The following is a 21041-nucleotide window of genomic DNA, read 5'->3' on the forward strand; positions in this document are numbered from 1 at the left end:
TCACACTGTCCGATGGGGAGGGGGCGGCATCCACAGCGCCTCGGGCGCCGGCACCCGGACGGGAACCCGCCGGTCCTCCAGCGCGAGGCTCCAGCGCTCCGCGTGCAGCAGCACGACGACCGCGAGGTAGCCGATGGCGTCCCCGGCGCGGAACAGGATGCTTTCCAGGAAGTTGTTGAGCGCGCAGGCGACCAGCAGGCCGACCATGCCCATGACGACGAAGGCGTCCCGCAGGCTCTTCTGCGGAAGGATCAGCAGGACCGACAGCCTCAGCCCGCGCAGCAGCGCCGCCACGGCCAGCAGCAGCCCGACGACGCCGGTCTGCAGCAGCACGTCCAGATACCCGCTGTGGGCCGTGTTGATGAGGTTGGCGAGAAGGAAGAACTCGTACGGGGACGCCGACTTGATGGGGTTCAGCGGCTGCCCGATGTCCCAGAAGGACCCAAAGCCATACCCCAGCAACGGCCGATCGGCGATCTCCCGCACCAGCGCATCCCAGATGAAGGTGCGCCCGGTGAAGGTCAGATCCCCGAACACCAGCAGCTGCAAATCCTCGAAGTCGATGCCGAGGACGCCGAGGTAGAGCACGCCCAGGCTGAGGCCCAGCAGCGCCATCAGCGGCAGGGCCAGCCGCGCGCTCTCGATCCGGTTCAGCGCCCACAGCGGCCCCGGCAGCGCCACGGTGAGCAGCATGGCAAGGCCCAGGCTGGTCTTGGAGTTGGTCTGGACCAGGAACCACCAGCTGGCGATCAGCAGCAGGGCGGCCAGCGCGATGCTCGGCGCCCGGCGCAGCACGCCCAGGCTGAAGGTCAGCACGACGATGGACATCAGCGCCATCGAACCGGCGGTGTTCTTGTTGTCGCTGATGCCGATGGCGCCCAGCTCGTTGATCGCCAGCCCCGGCACCAGCAGCACCGACCCGGCGTTCGCCGCCGCGATCAGAGCAAAGCACGCGAACAGACTTTTCTGAAAGGCCTGGAGGCTTGGCATCGTCGCCGCCACCGCGACCGCCGCCACGTAGAACATCCAGTAGGCCAACGCCCGCCGCACGGTCAGTTCCGGGTGGGAGGCCCACAGCGCCGAGGCCATGAACCAGACCAGCAGCGCCACCACGGCCCAGTTCCGCCGCAGGATGCGCCAAACCGTGCCCGGCGCCGTCGCGGCCAGCGGCACGGCCAACCCGAGGAAGGCCACCATGGCGACGCGGTTCAGGAGGTTGCCGTCCTGCGCCACCTCCAACTTGTCCACCCCAACCCCGGACAGCGGGTGCGGCCCGACCAGCAGAACCGTCAGCATGATGAACAGCAGCGCCGGGCTTGCCATGGCGACGATGCGCTCACCGGTTTCGGTCTTCATCAAGAGGGCTCCGTCCCGGTCAGAGAATGACATTCGCATGGGTCCAGCCGCCGTCCGGCAGCCCGACCTCGCACCACGTCTGATGGTGAGCGGCCGCGACCTTGGCCGCGAATTCCTTCGGCACGACCAGCATCGCCCGGTCCCAGCCGGGAAGCGGTATCCCGATGCCGGCAGCTTCACCGCTGAACCAGCGCTTCATGACCGCCTCGGCCGGCTTGTCCTGGGGGGTGTAGCCGGTGGCGTCCTCCCCCGTCGGGACCGGTTGCCAGTCCCACAGGAACAGGCCCTTGACCCAGTCCGGCCGGTCGCGCAGCCAGACCTGGAACATGGCCTCGTAAAGCGCCGCCTGCCCCGCCCCATCGACGTGCCCCGGCACCCCGACCGCCTCCGGCTTTTGGGCCGCACCAGGCGCGCTGCGGTACCCGATCTCGGTGATCAGGACCGGCTTGCCGGAAGCCTTGGCGATGTGGGCCAGGTACTCGGCTGGAGCCATGCCGCCGGTCTGCCCGGCGTGCTGCGGGTCCGGCGGCGGTCGGCTCCAAGCGGCGACAAGGTCATCCACGCTCGGGTTGGGCTGGGTGGCGAGACCGGTGTAGATGTTGGCCCCGACATAGTCCAGCCGCCCCCAGAAAGGCACCGACGACGCTTCCCCCAGATAGGCGGCGTAGGTCAGCTTGCCGCCGTACACGCCCCGCACTGCGTCGATCAGCGCGTTCCAGTACGGCGCATAAACCGGCTGCGTGAGCGTCTGGTACTCGGACCCGATGGACAGCAGTTCCACCCCCTGCGCCTGCGCCATGCGGGCGTAGCCGACCATCAGGTCCGTGTAAGCCGCGAACCACGCCCCCGGATCGTCCGGCTTGATGAAGCCCCGGAAGTCGTGGGCCAGCGTGTCCACATGCGGCTTCAGCATGACCTGAAGTCCCTGCGCCTTCGCCGTGGCGATGGCGTGGGCAACGGAGGCGGCGCTCTCCGTCTGCTCCGTGGCGTGGATGTCGTGGCTGGTCAGGGTCGAGATGTAGTGGGTCGGCACGATGGCGACCGCGTTCCCCTTCGCCTCCGCCAACCGCGCCAGCGCCGCGTCGGATTCCGGGGAGGCGAACTTGCCGTTCCACCAGGACGGATAGTTCACCCCCTTGAAGGTCATGCTGTCCGGCATGGGTCACGCCCCCTCGGCCCGCAGCACCACCCAGACGGTCCGCCAGACGATGAAGAGGTCGAGCAGCGGCGAGCAATGCTGCACATAGTAGGCGTCCAGCAACAGCCGCTGCTCGAAGGACAGCCGATGCCGGCCGGAGACCTGCCAGAGCCCCGTGATGCCCGGCCGCAGTTGCCCCAGAATCCGCGCCAGCTCCGGATAGGGGGCGAGTTCCCTAGGCATGTATGGCCGGTAGCCGATCAGGCTCATGTCCCCGACCAGCACGTTCCAAAGCTGCGGCAGTTCATCGAGGCTCGTGCGGCGCAACAGGCGGCCGACGCGCGTCACGCGCGGGTCGTCGGGCAGCTTGTGAAAGCGCTCATACTGTTCCCGATAGGCGGCGTTGCCGCGCAGCAGCTCCGCGAGCCGTTGCTCCGCGTCGGTGTGCATGGTGCGGAACTTCAGCGCGGCGAAGTCGGCCCCGCCCAAGCCGGAGCGCTTCTGCCGGAAGAAGACAGGACCACGGGAATCGATTTTGATGGCGATGGCGACAAGGACCAGCAGCGGCACCAGAAGGCTCAGCAGCACCGCTGCCGCCATCATGTCGGTCGCACGCTTCAGGAATTGGAAGCTCCCCGAGAGGAATCCCCGGCGGATACGGGTTGCACCCTTACGCTCGTGCGCTCCCCGGCGGATTAGGGCCAGCGCCCCTGCCGCCTGCCCCGGACCGCCGGCCGCGAAGCGCGCGATCTCCTGGAACTGGACGCTCAAGCGGACGCCGAGCCCCAGGGCGGCGGCGTCGAGATGCGGCGACAAAAGGAGCAGCACCGTCAAGGGAAGCCAGAGCTCCAGCGCCGGCAACCGCCCATCCCGCGCGGCGAACACCGTCCCGATCAGCAGGATGCAGACGAGGAACGCCTGAAGCACCCTGGCCTGACGGCGGCGCGAAAAGATGCGCTCCTCCTCATAAAGGCCGAACGCCGCCTTGCAGCACGGCGCCAGCACCAGCGCCATTCCGAGGAGAGCGACCTGTTCCGCGGCCGGGTCGCCGTCCAGCAACAGCTGTGGGCCGATCCACACCCCGGCTATGGCGAAAAGGCACAGCACCAGCAGGCCAAGATCGAACGCGGTGAAGGTGGCGGTCAGCTTCGGGACCGTTGGACACGGAGCCACGACCACGCCGGCACCTGGCGAAGCCAATCCATCGGCGGCCATTCTACCTTGGCTCATGCATTTCCTCCGACAAGGGATAAGCGGCAGAACAAAATTCCGCGATACCTCATGCGTGTACAAATCACCAAAAATTTATACTTTAAAATTTCAGATATTACTGCGCCTTGACGCGCCATCACCAGTCCATTGCGGCGATGAACGCAGCCGGGCAAAAGAGGCAGACATTGACGACAAGCACTACGGCTTGCCGACGATTTTTCAAGGATTATTTCTGTCCAGAGAACCGAAGTCCACGCATAAAGCGACGAGTAAAGCGGCGAGTTCTTGGAACGTCCGAATGTCATTCCATAACCAAGCGAATTGTGCACCTGCGAACTGTCTTTTCAAAGGCCCTTTGGTGGTAACGCCCTCTGGTTAGGTGAACTTGATCTGCGCGTCCGTTTCTTCCCGACCTCCGTCCCGCCAAGCCCCAGACAAAAGCGCGAAGATCGCGACGAAAAAACAGAGAAAGCAACACCATCATTCCGACCTGTACCGAAATGTGCGTACAGACACCACCAACCGGCCTACATTCATACATACCGCAGCGCAATATCACTCGGCCCGATCACCGAATTCCTACACGATCAAAGGCGTTAGTGTGCTCGATTTTTGGTGCAAAGGCGTTAGAAAGGGGAAATTCTCTTGCTCAAAAAAGACTGAGCGCGGTACCAGTTGCAGAGCAGCATAATATTCGCACCGCAGCATGACGGGCTATCGAAACGGTCGCCCATTGAAATCGGGCGCTGAACGCCGTCCGCATTCGTCCATCGCTTCACAATAAAGGCGAAGAAAAAGGGAGGATACAGCGCGCGCTATGGCGTGCAGCCGATCCTTTGCTGGCCGATCTTTGCCGTGCCCAAAACCGCCAAGGGAGGGCTCATGATCACGCATTCCGCCGATGTCGAGAAAAATTTCGAACAGTATCCGCGCAAGCGATTGTGTTCGGTCCCGTTCGACAGCCTACCAAACGACGACGTCCTGTCCGCCATTCGGGAGCGCGATGCCGGTCTTCCTTTCCAATACGTCGTAACGCCGAACGCCGACCATGTGGTCCGCTTGAACGAGCGCGACGCGCCCTACCGCGCCATCTACGAGGAGGCCTGGATCAGCCTGTGCGACAGCTGGTACCTGAATCTGTTCGCGCGGATGTCCGACCTCGACCTGACCTATTTTCCGGGCTCCAACCTCGTCGCCGAGCTGTTCGGCAGTGTGCTGGCGCCGGGGAACACGATCAGCGTCATCGGCGGCGGCCCGCGCATGATCGAACGGCTGCGGGCGCGCTATCCGCACGTCACGATTAACGTTCACGTCCCGCCGATGGGGTTCATCGGCAATCCCGACGCGGTCGCCCGTTGCGTCGATTTCGTCGCCGAGCATCCGGCGCGCTTCGTCTTCCTTGCCGTTGGGTCACCGCAGCAGGAAATCCTCGCCTACCGCATCCGCCGTTCGGGCCGGGCGACCGGCCTCGGCTTCTGCGTCGGCGCCTCGCTCCTGTTCCTGACCGGCCTGCAAGCGCGGGCGCCGATCTGGATGCAGCGGCGCGGGCTGGAATGGGTCCACCGCCTCGCCAAGGATCCGGGCCGCATGTGGAAGCGGTATTTGGTCACCGACCTGCAAATCGTCTGGCTGTTCGCCCGCTGGTACCTGTCCCCGGCCCGAACGGAAGCCTTGCTCATGCCCAGCCGGGGCCGCGTGCCGAAGCGGCCTGCCTGATCCAGGCACATCCCACGCCCAAATCCCCAGATTGGCGGAGATCCGATGACCGACTTTGCCGTGGAACGTTCATACGGTCGCCTCAGCTCGCCCGTGTTCATGGAGGCAGCGCGCGTCCTGCTGCGCCGGCGGGGGCTGATCATCATGACCAGCGGCCTGATCATGGCGGGTGCCGTGGCGGTGGTCACGAACCTGCCCGACCACTACACCGCCGAAGCGATCATCCTGTTGAGCAACCGGGACACCAAGCTGGCGCAGCTGCAGTCCACCTCCGACAAGATGATCGCCGGCCTGCAATCCGACGCGGCGGTCATCCGCACGCAGATGGACATCATTCAGGCCCCGGCCATGGTCGCGCAGGTGGTCAAGGACCTCGGCCTCGCCGACAAGCCCGGCTACGGGATCAAGGATCCCAAGCCGCTGCCCGAATTCCTGCGGGGGCCGGAACGGATGGCCCGCGCCTGGATCGCCGGCCCGGAGGTGGCCTCCTGGGCGGAGGGCGTCGGCTTATCCCGCTGGCTTCCCCGCCCCGACACGGCCAAGCCCGATGCGGACCCGAACAAGAGCGCCGCGACGGCCGCCGCCCGGCAGGTCGCCAAGAAGCTGACGCTCTTGAACGAGGGCGGCTCCTACGCCATCAAGATCCGCTACCAGGGCACGTCGGCGAATGAGGCCGCCGCCGTCGCCAATACCTTCGCCACGCTTTACCTGGAGCAGCGCAACGACCTGCGCAGCCGGGGCAACGAGACGGCGCTGTCCTGGCTCAACACCCGCCTGACCGAACTGCGTGAACTGGTCGTCGCCAAGGAGCAGGCGCTGGGGGCCTTCCGCGAGCAGCACAACCTGTTCCAGACCGAGGGCATGACCCTGCTGGACCGGCGGATCGTCGAGACGAACTCCGCGCTGGTCGAGGCCGCTTCCCAGGTCCGCGCCGCCGAAGCCGCCCTGCAGCAGGCGCGCGGGGCCGCCGGGGATTCCAACCGTGCGATCCTCAACTCCCCCGTCGTGCAGAACCTGCGCCGACAGGAGGCCGAGCTGAAGGCGCGGGAGGCCGACCTGCTGACCGCCAAGGGCGACGCCAACCCCGAGGTCGCCAAGGCCCGCGCCCAGCTCCGCGAGATCCGCGACAATCTCAGCCGGGAGACCGCCCGCCTGTCCGGCTCCTTCGCGCAAGACGTGGCGGTCGCCCGCCAGCGGGAAGCGACGACCCGCGCGACCCTTGCCGCCCTTCAGCAGGAGCGCGCCGCCCTGACCGGGGCCGAGCGCCAAGCCCAGGAGATGGAGCGCGAGCTGGCCGCCTTCCGCACCTCCTACAGCAACCTGCTCCAGAAATCGGCCGAGCTGGCCGCCGGGGAGAAGGACCAGTTGCAGGACGCCGTCCTGATCTCCGGCGCCGAACCTCCGCCGGAGCCCTCGGGGCCGAACCGGGCGCTGCTGCTGGCCGCTGCCCTCATGACCGCGATGTCCTTCGCCGTGCTGCTGGCCCTACTGGCGCACCGGCTGCGCCACGGCATCTCGAACCTGGACACCTTCGGGGCCAACGGCATCCGGCCGCTCGGCACCGTGCCGGAGATGCCGCGTGGCCTGTTCGCCGTGGACGCCATCGTCCGCTCCCCCGGCTCCCTGTTCCCGGAGGCGATCCATTCCATCGTTGCCGCCTTGCAGGGCAGCGCCGCCGGCCATGATTCCTGCAAGGTGCTGCTGGTCACCTCCTCGGTGCCGCAGGAGGGCAAGACGGTCCTGGCGACCTCGCTCGCCCGCGCGCTGGCGCTGTCGGGCAAGCGGGTGCTGCTGCTCGACTTCGACTGGCGCCAGCCCTCGGTCGGGCGGCTGCTCGGCGCGCCGCTGACCCATGTGGTGCCGGACGGCAGCCTCGGCGCCATGCTGCCGGATATCTATGAAAACGGCGTCCATGGGGGCGGCGCCCCGGTCCTGCGCGACGAGATGAGCACGCTCGACTTTGTGCCGGCCGGCGTGGTGCACGGCGACGTGCCGTCCAAGCTGTCGTCGGTCGAGACGCGCCGCCTGCTCGACCGGGCGCGGGCGCAGTACGACGTGGTCGTCATCGACTCAGCGCCGCTGCTGGCCGTGTCCGACGCCGCGATCCTGTCGCAGCTGGTGGACGGGGTGCTGATGGTCGTGCGCTGGGAAAGGACCCCGCGCGCCGTCGTCCAGAACGCTCTGGCGGCGCTGCGGCAGGCGAACGCGCCGCTGCTGGGCGCCGTGCTGACCCGCGTCAACGTCCGCAAGCACGCCCGCTACCGCTACGGCGACATGGCCTACGTCCAGTCCAAGCACAGCCACTACTACCTGCGCTGACGCCGCCCCACCCCCTCCCTGATAAGGACGACCGCGATGCAGACACGTTCCGTGGTGACGCCCGACGTTTCCATCGTCATAGCGACCTTCAACCGCATGCCGATGCTGCGCCGGCTGCTCGACCGCTGCGACGGCTTGCAGGAGCTGGACGGCACGTCCGTCGAGATCATCGTCGTGGACAACGCGCCGGACCAGTCCGCGCTGCCCACGGTGAACGAGGCGGCGGGGCGCAACCGCTTCCCCATCCGCTACGTGTCGGAGCCCCGGCCCGGCATCTCGCACGCCCGCAACACCGGGGTGGTCGCGGCCTGCGGCCGGATGATCGCCTTCATCGACGACGACGAGGTGCCCTCGCCCCTGTGGCTGCGCCACCTGCTGGACACCCAGCGCCGCTTCGACGCCGACGTGGTGTTCGGCCCTGTCCTGCCGGAATTCCCGGCCGAGGTGATGGCGGATGCCGGGGAAAAGCGGCGTTCCTGGTTCGAGGCGGCCTTTACCCAGACCTCCGACTGTCCGACCGGGACGGCGGTGGCGCCGAACCAGCTGATGCCGAACCTGATGCCCTGGCCCATCTGCCGGCGACCGATGGCGACCAACAACGCGCTGCTGGTCAAGGAACGCTGCATCCATTCCGACACGCCCTTCCGGCCCGACCTGGGGCGGACGGGTGGCGAGGACTCCCTGTTCTTCCTCGACCTCCACTACCGCCGCTGCCGGCTGGTCTGGTGCGCCGAGGCGGTGGTGCACGAGTTCGTGCCGGCCGAGCGGCTGACCGAGACCTTCCTCCTCTGGCGGCGGTTCCGCGACGGGCAGATCACCGGCTTCACCCCGATGATGCTGGACCGCCCGCGCGTCGGTCGCACCGCCGGCTGGATGCTGGCTGGGCTGGCGCAGCTCGGTATCGGCGGCGGGCTGGCGCTGGCCTTTCTGCCGGTCGATCGGGTGCGCGCGGCGCGTTACGGCACCACGGCCATGACCGGTCTCGGCAAGCTTCTGTGGATGAAGCCTTTCCGCCGCCGCGCCTATGGGCAGAGCGGACGGCGTGCCGAGACCCGGCCGGTCGGCGCCATGAGCAAGTCATGAGCCCCAAACCATGAACGTCGAGACCCTGCGCCTGCGCATCCAAACGGTCCTGGGCCAGCACGGCAACGCCCGCTTCGCCTGGGACAGCGTCGGCGTTCTGGCCCTGAAGATCGTCGGGCAACTCCTGATCCTGATCGTCACCATCGCCATGACGCGGGTCATGGGGGCGGCGGAGTACGGCACCTTCGCCTACCTGATCTCGGTCAGCTTCGCGGTGGTACTGATTGCCACGCTGGGGCTGCCGATGGCGGCCAACAAGATCGTGTCCCGCTACACCGCGCGGGGGCGGATCGGCCGGTCGCGGCGGTTCATAATGTTCGGCACCGGCGCCATCGTCGCCGCCTCGCTGGTCTGCGGGACGCTGTTCGATCTGGCCTGGGTCTGGTACGGGGCCGCCGACCTGAGTTGGTGGCACCTGACCGGCCTGATCCTGACCATGGCGCTGATGCGCTTCCTGACCGACACAGCCCGCGCGCTCGGCCGGCCGCTGCTGGGCTTCGGGGCGGAGACGGCGGGCGTGCGGCTCTTGTACCTGATCGGCGTTGGGGCGGCGTTGCTGCTCCCCCTCGGCCTGTCGGTGCGGGTGGCGGTTGAGGTCTACATCGCCGCCAACGCGGTGGTCGTCGCCGTGCTGCTGACCGCCGTGCTGGCGCGGGTCCGCGTCATGGAGGCCAACCCGCCCCGGCGCCTGGGGCCGCTCTACCGCCGGTGGGGGTCCACCGCGCTTCTGATGCTGACCACGCCGCTGTTCTTCTACGTCATCTCCGAGACCGACATTCTGGTGCTGGGCCTCGTCGGGTCCCCGGCCGAGGTCGGCGTCTATCAGGTGGCGCGGCGGCTGGCCGAGCTGACCATGTTCTGCTCCATCGCCGTCAACGGCGTCGGGCTGGCCAGGCTGGCGGAGTGCCACACCCTGCGCCAGCCCGACCGGCTCCAGCGCACGGTGGACCTGATGATGGTCCTGTCGGCGGTGCCAACGGTTGGCGTGGCGCTGATGCTGCTGGCCTTCGGCGAGCCGCTGCTGCGGCTGTTCGGGCCGGACTTCACCGCCGGCTATGTCGCCATGGGCATCCTCGCCGCCTACCGGACCATCGACGTGCTGACCGGCCCGGCCAGCGAGGTGCTGATGATGACCGGCCACCACCACCGCGTCTTCCGCGCCAATCTGGCCTTCGCCGCCGCCAACGTCGCCGTCGTGGCCGTCTTCGCCAGCCTGTGGGGGCTGGAGGGTGCAGCACTCGGCACCGCCACTGGCACGCTGCTGTGGAAGGCGGCCATGTACGCCATGGTCCGGCGGCTGACGCCCTATGAGACCTCGATCCTCGTCCGGCTCGCGCGGCTGAAGGCCCGCGCCGCCTGAATTCCCCTTGCCACGGAGTCCCCGATGCTCGACCACGCGACCGCTCTGCGCACGCTTCAGGTCAATTTCCCCCGGCTGGTCGATTACAAGTTCCTGCTCCAGCGCACCTACCGCAACACGTTGCGCCGGCCGTTCGAGGCGGACTTCCGGGCCATCGCCCTGCTGCCGAAGTCCGACCGCGACGTCTATGTGGACGTGGGCGCCAACCGGGGACAGAGCATCGACGCCATCCGCATGCTGCACCCTGCGTGCGTCATCCGCTCCTTCGAGCCGAACGCCGAGCTGTTCGTCCGGCTTCAATGGATGTACCGGGACGATCCGCGCGTCCTTCCGGAGAACGTGGCGCTGGGGCGGGAGCCCGGTGTTGCGACGCTCTACGTCCCCTTCTACAAGGGCTACATGTTCGACGGCCTCGCCTCCATCAGCGAGGAACACGCGCTCGGCTGGCTGAACGCGGAGCGGATCATCGGCTTCGACGAACGGCACCTGACCTGCCGCAAGATGGAATGCGCGATCCGGACGCTGGACAGCTATGAGATGGCGCCGACCTTCCTGAAGCTGGACACCCAGGGGTCGGAGCTGGACGTGCTGATCGGCGGGGAGCGGACGTTGCGCCAGCACCAGCCCGTCATCATGTGCGAAGCGGCCAGCGAGGACCACGAGGCCTCCTATCTCGCCCCCTTCGGATACAAGCTCTATGGCTTCCATGGCGGGCGGTTCGTCGAGGGGCGGCCGGGCGATCTCAACTCCTTCTTCCTGACCGATGGGCATGTCGAACGGCTCGGCCCGCAGGCCGTGGCGTGAGGGCCGAGTCATGGAAAGGGAAGACCTTCCGGCCTTGACGTCGTTGCGATTCTTCGCGGCCTTCGCGGTGGTGCTCTATCACTACGGGCACTATGTCGGGTCGGTGGAGCCGCTGGCCTCCCTGTATGGGCTCGGCTTCGATTCCGGGTTCATCGGGGTCACCTTCTTCTATGTGCTGTCGGGTTTCATCCTGAGCCACGCCTATCGCAACCGCAATCTGACGGAGCCGGGAGCGGTCCGGCGGTTCCTGCTGGCGCGGGTGGCGCGGATCGTGCCGGTCTATCTGCTGGGACTGGCGTTGAGTTTCCCCTTCGTCCTGTTCTGGGTCCTGAAGCTGCCGCCGGACGGGGCGGAATTCCTGCTGCGCGGATCGTCGCTGCTGCTGGCGCCCTTCATGCTGCAAAGCTGGGTACCGCTGGGGGCCTGCACCTGGAACTGTCCGGGCTGGTCGCTGTCCAACGAGGCTTTCTTCTATCTGCTGTTTCCGCTGTTGCTGCCGCTGGTGTGGCGGCGGTCGTTCGCGGTGGTGGTGGTGGTCGGGGGAGCCCTGCTGGTGGCGGGGTGGGCGGTTGCATGGACCATGTGGGGGGAGCCGGCCCGGCTGATGGACGAACTGGCGGAGCCGGTACCGGTCCAGGCGCTGGCCCAGGCGATCAAGTACCTGCCCATCAACCACCTGCCGGCCTTCGTGGCGGGGATGCTGGCCTACGCGGTGGTGACGCGGTGGCGGGGGCCGTCGCCGGGACCGTGGCTGTTCGCAGCCGGACTGGCGGCGGTGTTGGCCGGGGTGGCCTTGCGGGATCACGTCTCCATCGTGGTCTTTCACAACGCGCTGTTCATCGTGCCGTTCGCGGTTCTGATCGCCGGGGCGGCGGGGCTTGGCACCGGGCGCTGCCTGTGGCTGGAGCGGCCGGGGCTGGTAATCCTCGGGCGGATCAGCTTCGCGCTGTACATCCTGCACATGCCGATCCGGACCATCGCGACGCACCCGCTGCTCCTCGGCCCGACGCCGATGGCGCACGCGGTTGCCTTGCCGCTGAGCCTGCTGGCGGCGGCGCTGGTCTGGCGCTTCGTCGAGGAGCCGGCGCGGGCGCAGATCATGTCATTCGCCAAAAGCCCTTCGCCCCTCCGGGGCTCGGAGCCGGCCCGCTAAGCGGGACGGGCGCTGAAGGCGACCGGAGGCGGAGAGTGGTTGGGATGAGGGGGCGGCCGACAGGCCGGAAAGCCTCTGGGATCGTCGGCGTTTCCCCCTCGCCCTAAAGCGAATTTGCATTCGCTTTAGATTCATATGGCCTCATGTGCCGGCCGGGCTTCGGACGCATAGGCGTCCGGGCCCGCCGTCGCGGTCCAGAGCGGATCGAAATCCGCTTTAACCCTCTCCCCAGGGGGGAGAGGGGATATTGTTCGTGTGCCGCCATTGTGCATCGTTGTGCAGTTTGTGCAGGAACGCAAATCTGCACAATGGCGAAAATCGCCATTTTTCTTTGTCGGATCAGCGACTTACACCGATCCGTTTGTGTGCGTTCATTGTGCAGTCGATGCACAACGATTTGTGAGCAAACAAAAAAAGCCAGCGGACACATCTCGGCCGCTGGCTTTTGGCAGAGTAATCGAAAACCGGCGCCCAAACAACACGGGCGGTCAGTGCCGCCCGTAGGTGTCCTCGATGCGCACGATGTCGTCCTCGCCGAGGTAGGAGCCGGACTGCACCTCGATGATGTGCAAGGGCACCTTGCCGGGGTTTTCCAGCCGGTGAACCGTGCCGATGGGCAGGTAGATGGACTCGTTCTCGTAGACCAGCACCTCCTCCTCGCCGCGCGTGACCAGCGCGGTGCCCTTCACCACGACCCAGTGTTCGGCGCGGTGATAGTGCTTTTGCAGGGACAGGCGGGCGCCGGGCTTCACCGTCAGGCACTTCACCTGGAAACGCTCGCCAGCGTGAATCGACTGGAAGGAGCCCCAGGGGCGGTGCACCTGACGGTGGGTGAAGGGCTCGGTTCGGCCGTCGCGGCGCAGTTGTTCAACCAGCGCCTTCACGTCCTGCGCGCGGTCGCGGGAGGCGACGAGGACCGCATCCTCCGTGCTGACCACCACCACGTCGTCGAGGCCGACCACGGCGGTCAGCTGCCCTTCGCTGCGGACGTAGCAGTTGCGGGCGCCGTGGGTCACCACGTCGCCGTGGGCGACGTTGCCTTCGCCGTCCTTCTCGCCGACTTCCCACAGCGCGGCCCAGCCGCCGACGTCGGCCCAGCCGAGATCGCAGGGCACCACCACGGCGTCGTCGGTATGCTCCATCACCGCATGATCGATGGAGATGCTGGGCGCCCGCGCGAAGGCGTCGGCGTCCAGGCGGAAGAAGTCCAGATCGGCCTTGCCGGCCTCCAGCGCGGCGCGGCTTGCGGCCAGCACAGAGGGGGCGTAGCGGCCCAGCTCCTCGATCAGCTTGGCGGCGGGAAAGAGGAACATGCCGCTGTTCCAGCTGTGCTCCCCGTCCGCGACGTAGGCCTCGGCCACCGCGCGATCCGGCTTTTCGACGAAGGCCGCGACGCGGTGGACGCCCGGCTGGTCGGTGAACGACGCGCCGCGCCGGATGTAGCCGTAGCCAGTTTCCGGCCCGGTGGGCGTGATGCCGAAGGTGACGAGATGGCCGGAGGACGCCGCCTCCACCGCGCGGCCCACCGCCTCCTTGAAGGCGGGAACGTCGCGGATCAGATGGTCGGCGGGCAGGACCAGAATCAGCGCGTCGGGATCGGTGGCGGCGGCGTGCAGCGCGCCGACGGCGCAGGCCGCCGCCGTGTTGCGCGCGGACGGCTCCAGCACGATGGCGCCGGGCGTCACGCCGGCCTGGCGCAGCTGCTCGGCAATGATGAAGCGGTGTTCCTGGTTGCAGATGACGATGGGAGCGGCGAAGCGGGCCCCGTCGGACACACGCAGGGCCGTCTCCTGAAGCATCGACTTGTCCGAGCATAAATTCAGAAGTTGCTTCGGATAAAGTTCGCGCGACATCGGCCAGAGCCTGACCCCGGCGCCGCCCGACAGCAGCACGGGAATGATGGGTTTGTCCATCAGCCGCCCCCTTCTGGAATGACTATTCATCAAACGACGGGCATCGTTCTAATTCTGTATTACCCGAGTTCCGCCACAGGTCGGACCACGCAGGGGACGTACCCCCGGCGACGCTTGGTGTCTCCCCGCAGGACTGACGGACCTGCGCAACGGGTGCATGTGCCTTCGCAGGGCGGCATAGCCCTGTTGCATTGCAGCAAATGACCGGAGTAGCCCGGAATACGCCTTGGATGGGTTGGGCACGGGCAGCCCATAATATCGTCGCAACTCGAAATGAATCGAAGGAGCGAGCGGGATGCCGGCGAACAGCTATTGCTTCACCAGCGAGTCCGTGTCCGAAGGCCATCCGGACAAGGTGTGCGACCGCATCTCCGACGCGATCGTCGATCTGTACCTGTCGCACGACCCGTACGCCCGCGTGGCCGTGGAAACGCTCGCCACAACCAATCAGGTGGTGCTGGCCGGCGAGGTGCGCGGTCCGGAGAGCATCACGCCCGACATGCTGATCCAGGTCGCGCGCGCCGCGGTGAAGGACATCGGCTACGAGCAGGACGGCTTCCATTGGGAGAAGATGGACGTCAAGTGCTTCGTCCACTCGCAGTCCGCCGACATCGCGGTTGGTGTCGACGCCGCCGGTGAGAAGGACGAGGGCGCCGGCGACCAGGGCATCATGTTCGGCTACGCCTGCAACGAGACCCCGGCTCTGATGCCGGCGCCGATCTACTACGCCCACGCCATCCTGAAGTCGCTGGCCGAGGCCCGCCATTCGGGTGCCGCCCCGCAGCTCGGCCCCGACGCCAAGAGCCAGGTGACGCTGCAGTACGAGAACGGCAAGCCGGTGCGCGCCACCGCCGTCGTGGTCTCCACCCAGCACGCCGATGGCCTGACCCAGGAGGAGGTGCGCGAGATCGTCCGCCCGCACGTCGTCAATTGCCTGCCGCAGGGCTGGATGTGCGACGAGGCCAGCTTCTACGTCAACCCGACCGGCCGCTTCGTGATCGGCGGGCCGGACGGCGACGCCGGCCTGACGGGCCGCAAGATCATCGTGGACACCTACGGCGGGGCCGCCCCGCACGGCGGCGGTGCCTTCTCCGGCAAGGATCCGACCAAAGTCGACCGCTCGGCCGCCTACGCCGCGCGCTACCTCGCCAAGAACGTCGTCGCGGCGGATTTGGCGCAGCGCTGCACCATTCAGCTGTCCTATGCGATTGGCGTCTCCAAGCCGCTGTCGGTCTATGTGGACACGCACGGCACCGGGGTCGTGGACGAGGATCGGCTGTCCAAGATCCTTCAGCAGTTGGTGGACCTGTCCCCGCGCGGCATCCGGACGCACCTCGGCCTGAACAAGCCGATTTACGCGCGCACCGCCGCCTACGGCCATTTCGGGCGCGAGGCGGAGGCGGATGGCGGTTTCGGGTGGGAGCGGACCGACCTGATCCACGATCTGCGCACCGCGTTCTTTTAAGAACGCAGGCGGCGAAGCGTCATCAGGCCGCCGGTCAGCGGGTCCCGGAGGCGGGCCGTGTTCTGGTCGATCAGTTCGATCTCCAGGGTCGGCCCGAAGCTCTCCGGGATCACGGTGACGGTGTTGCCGGCGACCGAGTAGTTGACCGGCTGGTCGAGCCCGAGGACGCGCATGCTCGACCGGCGGAACTCGTAGGTTCCCAGGGACATGCCGAGGCCTATGGGCGCCGTCAGCGTCCAGCGTCCGATCAGCGGGTTGCCGGGATCGTAGGTCTCGCACGCGCTGACCAGGAGCAGGGTCAGGGCGGCGGCCAGGATGGTTCGCAGACGCATGGCGGTGTCGTTCCGAAGCGGAGTTCCAGAACGGAAACGCGCGGGGCGCCGGATCGGCCCACGGATGAGGGAAGTGGATGAGGGAGGGGGCCGCCCTGTTACCGGACCCGTGCCAGCCGGCCCGCCTGATAGCTCCAGGCGGCGGTGCTCTTGCCGTCGTTGGCGGGCATGGAGACCGTCAGGGCTTGCCCGGCGGTAGCGACTTCCGGCGCGTCGCTGCAGGTGCCGAAGGGAAGCGAGACGCTGGGCTGCGGGCCGGACAGGTCGAGGACGCGGTAACGCGCCGCGCAATTGCCCCCATCCCCATTGTGCTGGAGCAGCACCAGCCAGCGGCCTTGCAGATTGTAGGCGTTGACGAAAGCGATGGAGCGGCTGTCGCGGTCTTCGAACACGACGCGCTCGTTCACGATGACGCGGTTGAGCTTTGGGCCGTCCTCGACCAGTTGCAGGGTCTCATTGCCGATGGCCGCTTGCAGGCGCACGTCGGCAGCGCTGGCGGGGATCACCGCCATGACGCCCGCTGTCGTGACCATCGCCGACAGGACGCAACCCAGGGAAATCCGTGCCTTCACCGCCTTCTACCCCTCTTGCCGCTGGCGTTCCGTCGGCGAAGGTAGGGAAGCCGGCGGTGCGTGGGAAGTCGGCCGAACGGCAAATTTCACGGGAACGAAAAATTTTGGTTGCCTTCCGCGCCGGGCCGATCTACAACGCGCCTCTGCCTCGGACGGCACCGCCGCCCCAGGCCAGAGAGAAGCGCCCGTAGCTCAGCTGGATAGAGCACCAGACTACGAATCTGGGGGTCAGGAGTTCGAATCTCTTCGGGCGCGCCATCTCTCCTTTTCTTCCCTAGCCCGGTCCTCTTCGACCTTCGAGCAGATCACGCTCGCCGACCAGGGCATCCCCGATAAAATCCAGAAACGCCCGCACGCGCGCCATGTGGCGCAGGTCCCCGTGCGTCAGCAGCCAGATTTTGGTTTCCACTTCCTCGACCAGATCGCCGAGGCGGCAAAGCTCCGGCATGCGGTCGGCCAAGCCGCAGGGCAGCAGGCCGAGCCCGGCGCCGGCCCGCACCGCCTCCGCCAGCACCGCGACCGAGTTGACCCGGTGGCCGACCCGCTCCGGCGCGACGGTGCGCTTGAACCACTGGGCCATGCGCGTATGGTCGAAGGTCTCGTCCAGCCCGACCCAGTCCCGCCGGGCGGGATCGTCGGCGGTGCGGTCCAGATAGGCGGCCGAACCGTAGACCGCGAAGGCCAGCCCCGCCACGACCCGCCCGACGAGGTTTTCCGGCGGCTTGTTGGTGGAGCGGATCGCCACGTCGGCCTCGCGCCGGGCCAGGCTGAGCGACGCCTCGGCGATCAGCAGATCGACGCGCATGCCGGGGTAAAGCGCCCGAAACGCCGCGAGGTGACGGGGCAGGAAGTGCATCGCCAGAATGTCGATGGTGGTGACGCGCACCGTGCCGCTGAGCTGCGTGTCGCGGCCGGACAGCAGGCGGTTGGCGGCGGCCAGTTCCGCCTCCACTTTCAGGGCGACGCGGTGCATTTCATCGCCGGCCGCCGTCAGGACATAGCCGCCCGGCTGCTTGTCGAACAGTCCGGTGCCGAAGGCCGCCTCCAGCGCGGCGACGCGGCGCAGAACGGTGGTGTGGTTGACCCCCAGCGCGCGGGCCGCCGCCGACAGGGAGCCGTGCCGCGCCACCGCCAGGAAGTAGCGGACGTCGTCCCAGTTGTCCTGTGCATTCATGCAGAGGCTTTCTGCGAATTTTCCGAATTCACGCTTATTCAAGCACATAATACGTAATTGGAGAAGCACGAACGAACTCGCGGTTCTCCCTCAATGACCGATCTCATCCACGATCCCTTTGTGCAGTCCAGCCTCCTGCCGCTGCTGCTGAGCGTCGGTGCGGTGGGCCTGCTGCGGCTGGTCGGCGGGCGCCGGCTGGCGGTGCTGGGCATCGCCGTGACCTTCGTCGCGGTGTTCGCCCTGGTGGTCGGCGTGCCGGCCCTGCCGCCGCCGTCGAGCATGGGCAAGCTGTTCTGGTCCGCCGTGGCCGGGCTGCTGATCGGCGGGGCCGCCGACGCGGCGGGGCTGCGGGGCCGGGCGGCCTCGGCGCTGGTGGCGCTGTGGTTGGCGGTATCGCTGGGCTGGATCGCGTATCCGGCGCTGGATTCGGCGGTGGCGGGGGTGACCTTCGCCCTGCTGCTGGCGGTCGGCGGCTGGGTCGCCTTCGGGCGGCTGCCGAGCCGGTCGGAAAGCCCGGCGGCACCCGCCGCCGTGCTGCTGGCCCTGGCGCTGGCCGTGGGCGGGACGGCGCTGATCGGCTCCTCGGCCTCGGTCGCGCAGCTGGCGCTGGGGCTGGCGGCGGCCACAGGCGGGTTCCTGCTGTGGAACTGGCCGGTCGAGCGCCACGCCTGGGGCGTGTCGGGCCAAGCCGCGCTGGGCGTCGTGGTTCTGCTGGCCGGCGTGCTGTCGCTGTTCACCCAGGCCCAGGCCGCCGTGCTGCTGCTGGCCCTGCCCGCCCTGCTGGCCGACCGGCTGCGCGCCGCCCTGCCCCTGCCCGAGACCGGGTTCGGCCGGGCCGCCGGCACCGCCGTGGTCACTGTGCTTGCCGTTGTTCCGGCGCTGATCGCCATCGGCGCCGCCTACCTCCTCTCCGGCGGCGAAGCGTCGCCGTACTGATCCACTCATATCTGGAGTCGTTTGCCATGAAGAAGATGCTGTTCGCCGCCGCCCTGTTCGCCACCACCGCCATGGGCGCCGTTTCCGCCGGCGCCGCGCCGGTCGCCTACAAGCTCGACCCCGCCCACACGGCGGTGGTGTTCGTGGTCAACCACCTGGGCTTCTCCAACGCCATCGGCCGCTTCAACACGGTGGCGGGCGATGTCGCCTTCGACAAGGACGCGGTGCAGAACAACACGGTCAACGTGGTGATCGACACGGCCAGCGTGGACACCAACCACGCCAAGCGCGACGAGCATCTGAAGTCGCCGGACTTCTTCAACGTGAAGGAGTTCCCGAAGCTGACCTTCAAGAGCACCAAGGTCGAGAAGACCGGCGACAAGTCCGGCAAGCTGCACGGCGAGCTGACCCTGCTGGGCGTCACCAAGCCGGTCGTGCTGGACGTCACCTTCAACAAGGACGGCGTCAGCCCGGCCAGCAAGCAGGACACGGTCGGCTTTTCCGCGCGCGGGAAGATCAAGCGCACCGACTTCGGCATGAAGTACGGCGCCCCGAACATCGGCGACGAGATCGAGCTGATCATCGAGGCCGAGGCCGTGAAGGCCTGATATCGGCGTCCTTCGCCTGTTGTCGTGGGAGGGGGCCGGCTTGCCGGTCCCTTCTTCGTTTTGGAAGTTCTGGTCGGGAGTGCGCGATGCCGCAGCTGGTGAATGGTGAATGGGTCAAGGGTCCCATCGCCGCGAGTGAGATCAAGGACGGCGCGTTCCATCGCGAGCCGACCCGCTTCCGCACCTGGATCACGCCGGACGGCGCGCCGGACGCGGAGGGCAAGCCAACCCTGCCGGCGGAGGCCGGGCGCTATCACCTCTACGTCTCCTACCTGTGTCCGTGGGCGTCGCGGACGCTGATCTTCCGCGCGCTGAAGGGGCTGGAGGGGATCATCGGCCTGTCGGTCGCCGAGCCGGTGATCGGTGAGGACGGCTGGGTCTACGCCGATGAGCAGGACGGCGGCGAAGGCGTCGGCACGTTCCGGCACCATTACCGCCTCTACACCGCCAGCGATCCGACCTACACCGGCAAGGTCTCCGTGCCCGTGCTGTGGGACAAGCGGGAACGCCGGATCGTCAACAACGAGTCGGCTGATATCATCCGCATGCTCAACACCGCCTTCGACGGGATCACCGGCAACCCCCTGGACCTTTACCCCGAACCGTTGCGCGCGGCGATCGACGGCTGGAACGAGCGCATCTACGAGGCCGTCAACAACGGCGTCTACCGCGCCGGCTTCGCCAAGTCGCAGGCGAGCTACGACGAGGCGGTGACCGTGCTGTTCGAGACCCTGGACGAGCTGGACGCGCACCTGAGGGCCAACCGCTATCTGGCCGGCGAGCATCTGACGGAGGCGGACTGGCGGCTGTTCGTGACGCTGGTGCGCTTCGACGCGGCCTATCACGGGGCCTTCAAGTGCAACATCCGGCGGATCGAGGATTATCCGAACCTGTCGAACTACCTGCGCGAGCTGTACCAGTGGCCGGGCATCCGGAGCACCGTAAACCTGGAACACATCAAGCGCGGCTATTACGTCAACCCGGCGATCAACCCGACGCTGATCGTGCCGAAGGGGCCGGTCCTGGACCTTGACCGCCCGCACGACCGCGCGCGGCTGGCTGGACAGGGCATCTGGCGGCGGGCTTGATGCCCCCTCACATCAGAATTGTGGCGCCGCCATCCACCACCAGCGTGTGGCCGTTGACGTAGGACGCGGCGGGTGAGGCGAGGAACACCGCCGCCCCGCCGAGTTCGGACGGCTGGCCCCAGCGGCCCATGGGCGTGCGGTTGGCGAAGTAGGCGCCCTTCTCCGGATCGTTCGCGATGGCGAGGTTGGTTTCCGTTGCGAAGAAGCCCGGCGCGATGGCGTTGCTGGTGATGTTGCGCGAACCGTATTCGGCGGCCAGCGCGCGCACCATGCCGGTCAGCCCGGCCTTGGCCGCCGTGTAGACGGAATCGTTGGCGCGCGCGATCTGCCCGGCGATGGAGGTGACGGCGATCAGCCGGCCCTCCCCCTGCTTCAGCATCAGCCGCGCCGCCTCCCGCGCCAGGATGAAGGCCGAGGACAGGTCCACGTCGATGAGGGTGCGGATTTCCTCGTCGGAGAAGTCTTGCAGCGGCTTGCGGTTGCGCTGCCCGACGTTCTGGACGAGCACGTCGAGGCGGCCATGCTCGTGCTCGATCACGGCGAAGGCCTCGCGCACGGCGTTGCCGTCGGCGATGTCGAAGGGAAGGCATGCGACGTTGCCCGTACCAATGTCCGCCGCCGCCTCGCGCAGCCGGCCGGCATCGCGGCCGTTCAGCAGGACGTGCGCCCCGGCGCCGGCCAGCGCGCGGGCGATCTCCAGCCCGATGCCCCGGCCGCTGCCGGTGACCAGGGCCACTTTGCCTTCCAGCGAGAACATCGACGACAGGGACGGAGCGGTCATGCTGCACCTCGGTTGGCCGGAGCCTCTCTCA

Annotated in this window: 18 protein-coding genes and 1 tRNA gene; 11 read left to right on the forward strand and 8 right to left on the reverse strand. The window is 67.6% G+C overall.

Features of this window, described 5'->3' with window-relative positions; all coding sequences use genetic code 11:
* Genes J2852_RS09220 through J2852_RS09230 form a run of 3 tightly spaced genes read right to left on the reverse strand, consistent with a single transcriptional unit; the run spans position 1 to position 3724 of the window.
* A complete protein-coding gene (locus J2852_RS09220) occupies positions 1 to 1356 on the reverse strand; it encodes an O-antigen ligase family protein (RefSeq protein WP_209874214.1) in 1356 nt (451 codons plus the stop codon).
* Between the two features lie 19 nt (positions 1357 to 1375).
* A complete protein-coding gene (locus tag J2852_RS09225; RefSeq protein WP_209874216.1) occupies positions 1376 to 2515 on the reverse strand; it encodes a glycoside hydrolase family 113 in 1140 nt (379 codons plus the stop codon).
* Between the two features lie 3 nt (positions 2516 to 2518).
* Complete coding sequence (locus J2852_RS09230; RefSeq protein ID WP_209874220.1) at positions 2519 to 3724, reverse strand: sugar transferase; 1206 nt, start codon at positions 3722 to 3724, stop codon at positions 2519 to 2521.
* 864 nt (positions 3725 to 4588) lie between these two features.
* Here J2852_RS09230 and J2852_RS09235 point away from each other — a divergent pair.
* From J2852_RS09235 to J2852_RS09260, 6 genes are read left to right on the forward strand one after another with little or no spacing between them, the layout of a single operon-like run.
* Positions 4589 to 5422, forward strand: a complete 834-nt coding sequence (locus J2852_RS09235; RefSeq protein WP_209874223.1) for a WecB/TagA/CpsF family glycosyltransferase — start codon at positions 4589 to 4591, stop codon at positions 5420 to 5422.
* Positions 5423 to 5467: 45 nt separating this feature from the next.
* On the forward strand, positions 5468 to 7741 hold the full coding sequence (locus tag J2852_RS09240) for a GumC family protein (RefSeq protein ID WP_209874226.1): 2274 nt from the start codon (positions 5468 to 5470) through the stop codon (positions 7739 to 7741).
* Positions 7742 to 7777: 36 nt separating this feature from the next.
* Positions 7778 to 8824, forward strand: coding sequence for a glycosyltransferase family 2 protein (locus J2852_RS09245; protein ID WP_209874229.1), 1047 nt, complete (start codon positions 7778 to 7780; stop codon positions 8822 to 8824).
* A 10-nt stretch (positions 8825 to 8834) separates the two neighbouring features.
* The gene (locus J2852_RS09250) at positions 8835 to 10184 is read left to right on the forward strand and encodes a lipopolysaccharide biosynthesis protein (protein WP_209874231.1); all 1350 of its coding nucleotides are present in this window, start codon (positions 8835 to 8837) and stop codon (positions 10182 to 10184) included.
* Between the two features lie 24 nt (positions 10185 to 10208).
* Positions 10209 to 10988 (forward strand): FkbM family methyltransferase, encoded by a 780-nt coding sequence (locus J2852_RS09255; RefSeq protein WP_209874233.1) that lies wholly within the window; start codon positions 10209 to 10211, stop codon positions 10986 to 10988.
* A 34-nt stretch (positions 10989 to 11022) separates the two neighbouring features.
* On the forward strand, positions 11023 to 12141 hold the full coding sequence (locus J2852_RS09260; RefSeq protein ID WP_209874236.1) for an acyltransferase family protein: 1119 nt from the start codon (positions 11023 to 11025) through the stop codon (positions 12139 to 12141).
* Positions 12142 to 12629: 488 nt separating this feature from the next.
* Here the strand turns inward: J2852_RS09260 and J2852_RS09265 are convergent, their stop codons facing one another.
* Positions 12630 to 14054 (reverse strand): mannose-1-phosphate guanylyltransferase/mannose-6-phosphate isomerase, encoded by a 1425-nt coding sequence (locus J2852_RS09265; protein WP_209874240.1) that lies wholly within the window; start codon positions 14052 to 14054, stop codon positions 12630 to 12632.
* Positions 14055 to 14349: 295 nt separating this feature from the next.
* Here J2852_RS09265 and metK point away from each other — a divergent pair, with 295 nt between their 5' ends.
* Complete coding sequence (gene metK / locus J2852_RS09270) at positions 14350 to 15519, forward strand: methionine adenosyltransferase (RefSeq protein ID WP_209874243.1); 1170 nt, start codon at positions 14350 to 14352, stop codon at positions 15517 to 15519.
* Here the strand turns inward: metK and J2852_RS09275 are convergent.
* Positions 15516 to 15851 (reverse strand): hypothetical protein, encoded by a 336-nt coding sequence (locus tag J2852_RS09275; protein WP_209874246.1) that lies wholly within the window; start codon positions 15849 to 15851, stop codon positions 15516 to 15518. The genes metK and J2852_RS09275 overlap by 4 nt on opposite strands.
* 98 nt (positions 15852 to 15949) lie before the next feature.
* A complete protein-coding gene (locus tag J2852_RS09280) occupies positions 15950 to 16423 on the reverse strand; it encodes a hypothetical protein (RefSeq protein ID WP_209874249.1) in 474 nt (157 codons plus the stop codon).
* Between the two features lie 181 nt (positions 16424 to 16604).
* Between J2852_RS09280 and J2852_RS09285 the strand changes: the two genes are divergently transcribed.
* Positions 16605 to 16681 (forward strand) — tRNA-Arg (locus J2852_RS09285).
* Positions 16682 to 16697: 16 nt separating this feature from the next.
* Here the strand turns inward: J2852_RS09285 and J2852_RS09290 are convergent.
* A complete protein-coding gene (locus tag J2852_RS09290; protein WP_209874251.1) occupies positions 16698 to 17597 on the reverse strand; it encodes a LysR family transcriptional regulator in 900 nt (299 codons plus the stop codon).
* 93 nt (positions 17598 to 17690) lie between these two features.
* Here J2852_RS09290 and J2852_RS09295 point away from each other — a divergent pair, with 93 nt between their 5' ends.
* The 3 genes from J2852_RS09295 (at position 17691) to J2852_RS09305 (ending at position 20229) form a co-directional block, all read left to right on the forward strand.
* Entirely contained in the window at positions 17691 to 18533 is an 843-nt protein-coding gene (locus J2852_RS09295; protein ID WP_209874254.1) for a hypothetical protein, read from the forward strand.
* A gap of 26 nt (positions 18534 to 18559) precedes the next feature.
* Complete coding sequence (locus J2852_RS09300; RefSeq protein ID WP_209874256.1) at positions 18560 to 19141, forward strand: YceI family protein; 582 nt, start codon at positions 18560 to 18562, stop codon at positions 19139 to 19141.
* 86 nt (positions 19142 to 19227) lie between these two features.
* Positions 19228 to 20229 (forward strand): glutathione S-transferase family protein, encoded by a 1002-nt coding sequence (locus J2852_RS09305; RefSeq protein WP_209874259.1) that lies wholly within the window; start codon positions 19228 to 19230, stop codon positions 20227 to 20229.
* 7 nt (positions 20230 to 20236) lie between these two features.
* Here the strand turns inward: J2852_RS09305 and J2852_RS09310 are convergent, their stop codons facing one another.
* Positions 20237 to 21010: an SDR family oxidoreductase gene (locus tag J2852_RS09310; protein WP_209874262.1), complete on the reverse strand. Its 774-nt coding sequence runs from the start codon at positions 21008 to 21010 to the stop codon at positions 20237 to 20239.
* Positions 21011 to 21041 lie beyond the last annotated feature (31 nt).

This window comes from Azospirillum soli (assembly GCF_017876165.1).
GTDB lineage: Bacteria > Pseudomonadota > Alphaproteobacteria > Azospirillales > Azospirillaceae > Azospirillum > Azospirillum soli.

Bases quoted from the DNA above. Each gene is read 5' to 3' on its own strand.
- J2852_RS09220 (WP_209874214.1), bottom strand. From the start codon at position 1,356: ATGAAGACCGAAACCGGTGAGCGCATCGTCGCCATGGCAAGCCCGGCG.
- J2852_RS09225 (WP_209874216.1), bottom strand. From the start codon at position 2,515: ATGCCGGACAGCATGACCTTCAAGGGGGTGAACTATCCGTCCTGGTGG.
- J2852_RS09230 (WP_209874220.1), bottom strand. From the start codon at position 3,724: ATGAGCCAAGGTAGAATGGCCGCCGATGGATTGGCTTCGCCAGGTGCC.
- J2852_RS09235 (WP_209874223.1), top strand. From the start codon at position 4,589: ATGATCACGCATTCCGCCGATGTCGAGAAAAATTTCGAACAGTATCCG.
- J2852_RS09240 (WP_209874226.1), top strand. From the start codon at position 5,468: ATGACCGACTTTGCCGTGGAACGTTCATACGGTCGCCTCAGCTCGCCC.
- J2852_RS09245 (WP_209874229.1), top strand. From the start codon at position 7,778: ATGCAGACACGTTCCGTGGTGACGCCCGACGTTTCCATCGTCATAGCG.
- J2852_RS09250 (WP_209874231.1), top strand. From the start codon at position 8,835: ATGAACGTCGAGACCCTGCGCCTGCGCATCCAAACGGTCCTGGGCCAG.
- J2852_RS09255 (WP_209874233.1), top strand. From the start codon at position 10,209: ATGCTCGACCACGCGACCGCTCTGCGCACGCTTCAGGTCAATTTCCCC.
- J2852_RS09265 (WP_209874240.1), bottom strand. From the start codon at position 14,054: ATGGACAAACCCATCATTCCCGTGCTGCTGTCGGGCGGCGCCGGGGTC.
- metK (WP_209874243.1), top strand. From the start codon at position 14,350: ATGCCGGCGAACAGCTATTGCTTCACCAGCGAGTCCGTGTCCGAAGGC.
- J2852_RS09275 (WP_209874246.1), bottom strand. From the start codon at position 15,851: ATGCGTCTGCGAACCATCCTGGCCGCCGCCCTGACCCTGCTCCTGGTC.
- J2852_RS09290 (WP_209874251.1), bottom strand. From the start codon at position 17,597: ATGAATGCACAGGACAACTGGGACGACGTCCGCTACTTCCTGGCGGTG.
- J2852_RS09295 (WP_209874254.1), top strand. From the start codon at position 17,691: ATGACCGATCTCATCCACGATCCCTTTGTGCAGTCCAGCCTCCTGCCG.
- J2852_RS09300 (WP_209874256.1), top strand. From the start codon at position 18,560: ATGAAGAAGATGCTGTTCGCCGCCGCCCTGTTCGCCACCACCGCCATG.
- J2852_RS09305 (WP_209874259.1), top strand. From the start codon at position 19,228: ATGCCGCAGCTGGTGAATGGTGAATGGGTCAAGGGTCCCATCGCCGCG.
- J2852_RS09310 (WP_209874262.1), bottom strand. From the start codon at position 21,010: ATGACCGCTCCGTCCCTGTCGTCGATGTTCTCGCTGGAAGGCAAAGTG.